The organism is Rhodococcus sp. NPDC057014, assembly GCF_042673295.1.
GTDB lineage: Bacteria > Actinomycetota > Actinomycetes > Mycobacteriales > Mycobacteriaceae > Rhodococcus_F.
In genome coordinates this window covers 1-6,238 of sequence record NZ_JBHUSF010000425.1, presented here as the reverse complement: position 1 = coordinate 6,238, position 6,238 = coordinate 1, and the positions used below count along the sequence as shown (strand labels likewise).

6 protein-coding genes and 1 pseudogene are annotated in these 6,238 nt (G+C 69.0%); 4 read left to right on the top strand and 3 right to left on the bottom strand.

What is annotated here, in order from left to right:
* Positions 1-39: 39 nt before the first annotated feature.
* The 3 genes from ACFTZB_RS41680 to ACFTZB_RS41670 are packed head-to-tail and all read right to left on the bottom strand — an operon-like array spanning position 40 to position 2,439.
* Entirely contained in the window at positions 40-696 is a 657-nt protein-coding gene (locus ACFTZB_RS41680) for a TetR family transcriptional regulator (RefSeq protein ID WP_072939750.1), read from the bottom strand.
* Between the two features lie 38 nt (positions 697-734).
* Positions 735-1,637, bottom strand: coding sequence for an alpha/beta fold hydrolase (locus ACFTZB_RS41675; protein ID WP_378441211.1), 903 nt, complete (start codon positions 1,635-1,637; stop codon positions 735-737).
* Positions 1,638-1,659: 22 nt separating this feature from the next.
* A complete protein-coding gene (locus ACFTZB_RS41670) occupies positions 1,660-2,439 on the bottom strand; it encodes an SDR family NAD(P)-dependent oxidoreductase (RefSeq protein WP_378441208.1) in 780 nt (259 codons plus the stop codon).
* Between the two features lie 150 nt (positions 2,440-2,589).
* On the opposite strand from ACFTZB_RS41670, the gene ACFTZB_RS41665 reads away from it, so the two are divergent.
* From ACFTZB_RS41665 to ACFTZB_RS41650, 4 genes and pseudogenes are all read left to right on the top strand, one after another.
* Positions 2,590-3,549, top strand: a complete 960-nt coding sequence (locus tag ACFTZB_RS41665) for a PDR/VanB family oxidoreductase (RefSeq protein ID WP_378441206.1) — start codon at positions 2,590-2,592, stop codon at positions 3,547-3,549.
* Positions 3,550-3,551: 2 nt separating this feature from the next.
* A pseudogene (locus tag ACFTZB_RS41660) lies at positions 3,552-3,860 on the top strand (MFS transporter); the annotation flags it as partial.
* 88 nt (positions 3,861-3,948) lie between these two features.
* Positions 3,949-5,028, top strand: a complete 1,080-nt coding sequence (locus ACFTZB_RS41655; RefSeq protein ID WP_378441204.1) for an MFS transporter — start codon at positions 3,949-3,951, stop codon at positions 5,026-5,028.
* Between the two features lie 82 nt (positions 5,029-5,110).
* Positions 5,111-6,238, top strand: a 1,128-nt coding sequence (locus ACFTZB_RS41650; RefSeq protein WP_378441202.1) for a class I adenylate-forming enzyme family protein, incomplete at its 3' end; no start/stop codon positions are given.

Genomic DNA, 6,238 nt, shown 5'->3' with positions numbered 1-6,238 from the left:
GTGTCCCAGGGGCCCTTCGCCTCGTCGGGCGCCGGCGTGTCAGGCGGAGCGTTCCTGCGGTGCGTTCGCGGCGGCCGCGTCGTTTCGCATCACGCCGTACAGGAAGCTGCGGATCATCTCCTCGAACAATCGCTTCGACGAGAGTTCGTTGGCGGCAAGCGCTTCGGCGAGGAGTGGCTGAGACTCCGGGTCGACGTTCGGGAAGATCGTTGCCCGGGTGCTCGGCTTGCGCATCGCCTCCGTGAGGACCGCGCCGATCGACAACGTCTCCATCCCGTCCAGAATCTGGACGTGGAGATGCGTCGGCACACCGGAGTCCAGCAGGAATCGCGCTGTGTCCTCGTACGTGCCGATCAGGAGGTCCCGGGGCAGGTACTGCAGGAGGATCGGCGCCGCGTTCCGGTGCCGCAGGATGGCCTGGCGGAAATTCATGCTCAACGCCACGAAGAACTCGGGCCAGTCGGGACCGGGTTTGCGGCGGGGACGGACCACGGATGCGCCGGCGATGTGCCGAGCCACCGCGGAGAGGATCTCGCTCTTGTCCGCGAAGTGGTGGTACAACGACGGCGCCTGCACTCCGAGGTGCTTGGCCAGTCGCGGCAGACTGAATGCCTCGAGTCCTTGGGAATCGATGATCTCGATGGACGCCTGCACCGCAGCCGCGCGGCTGATCAGGGGCTTCGATGGTCGGGGCATGTCAGGCTTTCCGGTCAGGGTGTTCGCTCGGATGGTTGTCAGTCATGATGAGGTGAATCGTAGTCGGTCGTGGTCACCTCATGGGTGTAGGCGACGTCGCTGTCGAGGAAGTCGAGCAGGCCGCCGCTGAGCAGGTCGTTGTCGTCGCCGCTGACCATGTGCCCGGCCCCTCCGACATCGATATGGCGGGCCGTCGGGATCAGTTCTAGCAGGTCACGGGCGCCGTCCGCGCTGACGACGTCGGACTGGGCGCCCCGGATGAGGAGGGTCGGGACACGCACTTCGCGCGCCGCGGCACGGGCCCGCGCTTCCCGGACTTCGGCGTGGGCGTCGGTGTTCTCCCGATACGTGATCATCCGTGGATCCCAGTGCCAGTACCAGCGCCCGTCGCGGAGGCGAAGGTTCTTGCGAAGTCCCTCGACGCGCGGCGGACGACGACGGTGCGGGTTGTAGGCGACGACGGCATCGAGCGCGTCGTCGAGGGTGTCGAAACCGGCGAGGCCGCTCTCCATGAACGACGTGATCTTGGCGAGGCCGCCGGGTTCGGCGCGGGGGGTGATGTCCACCAGGACCAGCGCGCGGCCGATGCCGTGGTCGCCCTGTGCGAGCAACGACGCCATCCCGCCCATGGACGCGCCGACCAGGACCGGTGGTTCGTCGAGACCGGCGGCGACTGCCGCGACGTCGCGCGCATGGGCGTTGCTGCCGTAGTCGCCGTCGTCGGCCCACTCGCTCTCACCGTGACCGCGGGCATCGATCGCGAGGGCGCACCAGCCGTTGTCGGCGAGTCGAATTCCGGTGCGCTGCCACGAATGACGAGTCTGCCCACCACCGTGCAGCAGCAGGACGATTCCCTTCCTCGTGGACGCCGGCTCCCACCGGTCCGCGACGAGTGTGACTCCGTCGCCTCGCAGTTCGGTGCGCATCGTGGTGATCGGCATGGTCGTTGTCGCCTTTCGTCGGTCAGTGACCGGAGGTTCCGCCGTCGACGGCGAGCGTCGAACCGGTGATGTAGCCCGAGGCCCGGCTGGCGAGGAAGACCACCGCCGCGTCGAGTTCGCGCTGGGTGGCGGTCCGTCCGAGTGAACAGTCGTGGAGGAATCCCGCGAGTGTCTCCGCCGACATCTCGCCGATCATGTCGGTGTCGACGAATCCCGGTGCGATCGCATTGACCCGGATGCCCTTGCGCCCCGACCACTGGTTCGACAGATCCCTGGTCAAGCCGATGAGCCCCGCCTTGCTCGACGAGTACGCGGCCTGTGGGAGCACGGACTTCACCAGGCCGAGCATGCTGGTGATGTTGACGATGCTGGAACCGGGACCCATCACGCGGGCGCAGGCCTGTGCGGCCCAGTAGGCGCCGAAGAGGTTCACGTCGAGCACTGCCCGATAGTCCTCGGGCCGCTCGCGGGTGGCGGGTGCGGCGTGGGTGACGCCGGCATTGTTCACCAGGATGTCGAGTCTGCCGAACCGTTCGATCGCCGCCCGGGCGAGCGCGTCGCACTGCTCTGGATCGGTCACGTCGGTGGGGACGACCAGGCAGTCGCGACCGCGTTCGGTCACCGATCGGGCGACCGCGTCGAGTCGGTCGCGCCGTCGTGCGGCGATCACGACATCCGCGCCCGCCTCGGCGAGCGCGCACGCGAAACCTGCGCCGAGGCCGCTGCCCGCGCCGGTGACGACGGCCACGGAGTCGGTCAGGCGGAACAGGTCGAGCACCGATTCGGTTGCCTGCGGGTTCATGAGCGAGGTCTCCCATCCAAAATTCTAATGCACATAGGTTTATCGCAGGTGCTGCCGCGGGGCAACATCTCCGACGTGCGTCTTGCGTGACATTAATCTAATGACATAAGATTTATGAGCAAGTGGAGTCGAGTGGAACGAGACAGGTACATGACCAGCACCGCGAACCAGGACCGGCTGCAGATGCAGGTCGCCGGTAAGGAAACGCTTGCCGACGGCGTCGTGCGACTCACGCTGGTCGACGAGTCCGGTGCCGCGGCCCCGGCCTGGACCCCGGGTTCGCACATCGATCTGGTCCTCGACGACACGACCACCCGCCAGTACTCGCTGTGCGGGGATCCCGGCGACACGACGTCGCTGACCGTGGCCGTGCTCCGTGAGGCCGACGGTCGAGGCGGCTCGATCCGCGTCCACGACAAGCTCGAACCCGGCGACGTCGTCACCGTGGCCGGTCCCCGGAACCACTTCGCCCTAGTCGACGCCGACTCGTACCTGTTCGTAGCGGGCGGGATCGGCATCACGCCCCTGCTTCCCATGGCGCGGGAAGTGGAGTCGAAGGGAACGCCGTGGCGCCTGCTCTACGGCGGGCGGACCCGCGCGAGCATGGCGTTCGCCGGCGAACTCGCGGACGCACACCCGGATCGGGTGCTCCTCCGCCCGCAGGACGAGTACGGACACCTCGACCTCGCCACGGCCCTCGACGAGGCCGAGCCCGGAACCGTCGTGTACTGCTGCGGGCCGGAACCGTTGCTGCAGGCCGTCGAATCGGCGTGCCGGGAACGTCCGCACGTCACCCTGCACGTCGAGCGCTTCGCGCCGAAGGCGCTTCCGGAAGGCGACGACGGCGCGTTCGAGGTCGAACTCGGCCGATCCGGGCGCACGGTGCAGGTCGCCGCGGACGAGACGGTTCTCGACGCCGTCCTCCGGGAAGGCCTCGACGTCGACTTCTCCTGCCGGGAGGGCACCTGCGGAACGTGCGAGGTCGCGGTCCTCGGCGGCACCCCCGACCATCGTGACTCCGTTCTCAGCGCAGACGAGCAGGCGGAGAACGACGCCATGATGATCTGCGTGTCCCGGAGTTGCACACCCACGCTGATCCTGGACCTCTGAGGATGGTGGCGACGGGCGCGGAGTCGGTCACGCTCCCGGCCCGACGGTCCGGGGCACGCGATCGGCTGCTGGTCCCGGCGCTGTGCTTCGTCGTCATGACCACGGCCGTCATCCAGACGGCGGTCGTGCCGCTGCTCCCCGCGATGGCGTCGCAACTCGGGGTCGATTCGGCCGCCGTGGGCTGGGTGGTCACGGCGAACCTGCTCGCCGCGGCAGTGTGCACTCCGGTTCTCGGCAGACTCGCCGATCGGCAAGGTCCGCGCCGGGTGCTGCTGGGGACGCTCGTCCTGGTGCTCCTCGGTTCGGTGCTGTGCACCGTCACCGAATATCTGCCGGTTCTCGTCGTCGGCCGCATCCTGCAGGGGGTGTCGTTTCGCGCTGTTCCCGATCGGCGTCGCCGTGCTGAGAGGGCGCCTCGACCCGCGCCGGCTCCTGGGGGCCATCGGGCTGATGTCGGGGATCCTGGCCGTGGGCGGGGGACTCGGCATGGTCGCCGCCGGCGTCCTGCACACCGAGGGCGCGGACTTCCGGCGAGTGTTCGCCCTGCTCGTCGGGCTGAACCTCGCCGCCCTCGTCGTCGCCTGGGTGACCGTACCTCGCGGCGGCGCGGCGCGGACCCGCGACGGCATGGACCCGGTCGGCGTCGGACTCATGGCCGTGGGCCTGTCCGCGATCCTGATCGCCCTCGCCGAAGGCGGCCGGTGGGGCTGGGCCTCACCTGCGACGATCGGCGTGGCGGCAGTGGGGATCGCCGTCACGGCGGGGTGGTACCTGCACGAGCGACGAACCCGGGCGCCCCTCGTCCCGCCGATGCTGCTGACCGGGCGGCGAGTTGCGGGCACGCACCTCGCCGCGTTTCTCGTCGGGATGGCCATGTATATCCAGTTCCTCGGTTCGGCGCAGTTCGTGCAGGCCTCGCGCGCCGACGTCGGATACGGCTTCGACGCCTCGGTGCTGCGCACCAGCCTCCTCGTGCTGCTCCCCGGTTCGGTGGCGGGGGTGGTGGCGGCGTCGGCGAGCGGCCGGTTGATTCACCGCTTCCGCGCCGACCGCGTGCTCGTCGCGGCCTGCGGGATCGGGGTGGCCGGATTCGCGATGCTGGCACTGGCCCACTCCCGGTTGTGGCAGGTGGTCGTGGCGCTCGTCGTGATCAACGTCTTCGTGAGCGGGTCCTACGCGGTGCTGCCCGCGTTGCTCGTCGACGCCGTGCCCTCCGAATTCACCGGGGTCGCCAACGGCGTCAACGCGATTGCGCGGACGTTCGGCAGTTCGCTCGCCAGCGCTCTGGTCGCGACACTGCTCGCGTCCGTGACGGTCGCCGGCACGGACCTGGCATCGGAGCGGGCGTTCGTGATCGCGTTCTGGGTGGGCTGTGCGGCGGCGGGATCGGCCGGGTTGGCAATCGCTCGAGCGGAACACTTTTCGAGAAAACGTGCCGATCGGGGTGTCCGATTCGGTGCAGCATCAGTTAATCTATAGATCATAGGTTTGTAGCGGTGGCGCGAGGCGCCTGCCGTGACATCGATGTCGCCCGGCGGCGACGGCGGAAGGTTGAGTGGAGATGGCTGCGACAATCGGGTCGGCATTGCACTGGTGGGCGGCGACGAAGGGCGACCAGCGGGCGATCGTCGTCGACGACGACGCGCTCACGTACCGGGAACTGCAGGACTGGTCGAGCCGCGTCGCTCGCCGGGTCGTCGAGGCCGGAATCGAGCCGGGTGACCGCGTCGGTGTCCTCGGCCCGAACTCGCTCGAGTGGCCGGCGGTCGCGCTCGGAGTGCTCAAGGCGGGCGCTGTCCTCGTCCCGCTGAACCCCCGGCTCAAGCCCGCGGAACTCCGCAAGGTCGTCGACGACGCGGGAGCCCGGCTGGTGCTGGCGCCCGCCGAATTCGGCGACGCGGTCGAGAAGACCCGCGCTCTCGGCGCGACATTCGATTCGCTGCCCTTCGACGAGTTCACGGCGCTGCGCGGTGGCGGTGTGGACGACTTCCGGATCGACGTCGGTCCCGAAGCGCCGACGGCGCTGCTGTTCACCAGCGGGTCGACGGGGCTCTCCAAGGGCGTGATCTGCACCAATCGCACCCTGCTCAACATCGTCTTCGAGGCGTCGCTGACCGAAGAGGGGCTGCGGCCCGGGGCGACGACACTGCTGGTCCTGCCGCTCGTCTTCACCCCGGGCCTCGTGTGGGGCCTTCTCATGACCACCGTGCTCGGCGGCACCATCATCATCGAGCGCGAGCTGAAGCCCGGACGCGCGGCGGCACTGCTGAGCGAACACAAGGTCCAGGCCCTGTTCGGTGTCCCGTTGATCTTCGAGGCCATCTCCCGTGCCCCGGAATTCGACAACGCGGATCTCGGTTCCCTGCGCACGGCGATTGTCGGCGGCGCCGCCGTCGCACCCGCCCTACTGCAGCGGTGGGCGGACAAGGGGGTGGCGCTCCGGCAGATCTACGGAATGACCGAGGCCGGGGGAGTCGCGACCGCCACGCTGGTGAGCGAGGCATTCGACCACCCCGGGACGTGTGGAAACGGCTCCATCTTCACCGAGATGAAAGTCGTCCGCCCGGACGGGACCGAAGCCGACCCCGGCGAGGAAGGCGAAATCCTCCTCAGCGGGCCCGGCGTCACGCCCGGCTACTGGAACGACGAGGAGTCCACCGCGGCCGCGCTGCGGGACGGCTGGCTGCAC